This is a genomic window from uncultured Porphyromonas sp., from assembly GCF_934359325.1.
GTDB lineage: Bacteria > Bacteroidota > Bacteroidia > Bacteroidales > Porphyromonadaceae > Porphyromonas_A.
This window is the reverse complement of the sequence record NZ_CAKRLH010000228.1, coordinates 1-2469: the sequence shown is the minus strand read 5'-3', so window position 1 is coordinate 2469 and position 2469 is coordinate 1. Positions and strand designations below refer to the sequence as shown.

At 61.3% G+C, this 2469-nt stretch carries 2 protein-coding genes; both read right to left on the bottom strand.

Annotated elements, in window-relative coordinates; all coding sequences use genetic code 11:
• Window positions 1-1536, bottom strand: a 1536-nt coding sequence (locus Q0F21_RS07190) for a carboxypeptidase regulatory-like domain-containing protein (RefSeq protein WP_297238678.1), incomplete at its 3' end; no start/stop codon positions are given.
• Window positions 1529-2469, bottom strand: a 941-nt coding sequence (locus tag Q0F21_RS07185) for a sirohydrochlorin cobaltochelatase (RefSeq protein ID WP_297238676.1), incomplete at its 5' end; no start/stop codon positions are given. The genes Q0F21_RS07185 and Q0F21_RS07190, both read right to left, overlap by 8 nt.

Below are 2469 nucleotides of genomic sequence, written 5' to 3'. Positions count from 1 at the left end.
GAGGTCGGACTGACCGATGGAGACGGTGTAGAGGTAGTCTTTGACGAAAGTGAGCGCATGGAGCCTGCCGTCGAGGAGATAGCCACCATAGGAGAGACCGAGGATGTGCCGTGCCATCCGGTCCTTCGTCTCGTCAAAAGAGGTGTCGTAGTCGTCGTACCGATGGTTCTCGACTGCAGAGAGCTGGTAATTGAAGTTGAGCTTCCCCCATTTCTTCAGGTCATAGGAGAGATTGACTCGCGCCGAGAGACCCGGACGGAGCGTGTGGCGGAGTGCCTTCCCCCGCCGGGTCACCTCACTGTAATTGGTCTCTACGGAGGTGCCGTCCCACGCATACTTCCTGTAGGTGGTGTCAGCGAGCAGCATGTGATCTCTCGCGACAGCGGCATCGACCTGAGCCGAGAGTCCCGGGGTCAGCAGATCCTTCTTGGCATACCTGCCGGTGAGGCTCAGATCGGACCGTCGCCGGGTCGCCTCGCCTATCACGAGGGTCTGCATAAACCCGGTCTGGATCTCCTTGTCACTCCCGGTGTACTGTACCCCGAGGAGCGCCTCGTCGGCCCACCGCACCTGAGTCACCCCGAGCTGCACCCCTGCGGTGAGAGTGCGGTACCCATCGTGGAAGCGCGGAAGGTCCCTCCGGACGAAGTCGTACGCCTCCTCATCCCAGACCGATACCCCCTTCATCATATAGTTATTCCGACTGGAGAGACAGCTCAGCGTGGGGCGAAGGGTAAGCCCGCTCGCTGCATGGCGATACTGACCGTGTAGGTCAGCACCGATGGTGCCGAAGGAGCCAAGCCTCAGGGAGGCATCCACGAAGCTCGCCCGGCTCTTCTTAGTGATGATATTCACCGCTCCCCCGAGCGCATCCATCCCCAGCTCCGGGGGGACCACGCCCTTATAGATCTCTATTCGGTCGACGATATTGGCCGGCAGCGTCTCGAGGCTAAGGCCACTCCCGCGGGAGGAGAGCGGGACCCCGTCGATGAAGTAGCGGACCGCCTGACCACTGAGACCATTGATCGACAGCTCCACGCCTGAGCCCAGCCCTCCCTGACCACGGACATTGACCCCGGAGGACTGCCCCACCAAGTCGCTGAGACTGCTGAGGGAGGAGATCACGGAGCTGACGTCGAGACTCATGGCGGAGAGCGCCTGATGCTGTAAGGCTCGCTCATGCGAGGGGGCGAGCACCACCACCTCGCCGAGTAGCTTAGGATCCTCCCTGAGGACAAAGTCCACCTCCTCGCTCATCGGCAGAGACACCCGCCTGCTCTCCTCACGGAAGCCCACCAGGGAGGCAGTCACTCGATAGTCACCGGAGGCAAGAGCAAAGCTGTAGCTCCCCTCCTTATTGGTCACCATCGCTGCGACCACCTTGCCCTCGCGGGTGTGGCGAACCCTAATGGTGACACCCGGCATTGGCCTCCCCTCCATGTCTGTCACGCGACCCCGCAGCACCTCCGCCGCCTCAGCACCGAGGGAGCAGAGGAGCAGCAGGAGGCCGATCGCCCATCTCATTAGTCTACTCATCCTCAGCACTCAGTTTTACACCGGTTTTCTCGTAGATCTTTTTCTTCTCCCCGATCAGGAGGCGGCGATTATGTGCGAAGAAGCGTGCCCGCTCCACCACCAACTCCTGCACCTCGGGCAGCTCTCCCAGCCCTCGGGCATCCACCGTCACCTCATAGCCCTCGTCTCGCAGGGCGGTGGCCCACATGTCGGAGATGTCGTGCTTGGCGTGCTCGCCCGCCACCATCATCAGCGGCATGAGGCAGACCCTCCGGAGTCCGGTGGCTCGGAAACGCCTGAGCGCCTGATCGTAGTAGGGGTAGCCCTCAATGCAGCCGACGATGATCTGCGAGAGTCCGCGATCCATCAGGTAGTGGTCCAGCATAGCATACTGCGCCGTGGAGCTGTCGTAAGTGCCGTGCCCCACCAGGAGGTAAGCGGTATCCCTATCCTTGGCCAACGGTGCCAGCACCCGGTCGACCAGCTCTCGGTAATCCTTCTCATAGAAGAGGAGCGGTGTCGTCAGGCGGATCTCCCGGAAGTCGCCCCGCCGCTGCTCCACCTCCTGCTCCAGCGCTTTCATCTCCAGCCCATAGACCACCTGCGACGGGATGATCAGCAGATGGGTCACCCCCTCCGCCCTGAGCTTATCCATCGCCTCCATTGGCGCGAGCTTCTCGATCCCTCGGTCACGGAGCCGCTTGCAGACGATCCTCGAGGAGTAGGCTTCGCTCAGCTCTATGCCGGGGAAAGCGGCTCCGACCGCGTGATTGAGTGCGTCAAGCGTCCGCACACGAGTGTCGTCGTGTGTGGTGCCAAAGTGAACCATCAGTATCGCCCCCCTCTCTCCCTCACCGAGGGAGTCAAAGAGCGGACTCTCCACAAAGATCTTCTCCTCACCCCTAACAACTGCATTAGAGAATAGCATATAGAGTACACCGAAGAGGATAAGAC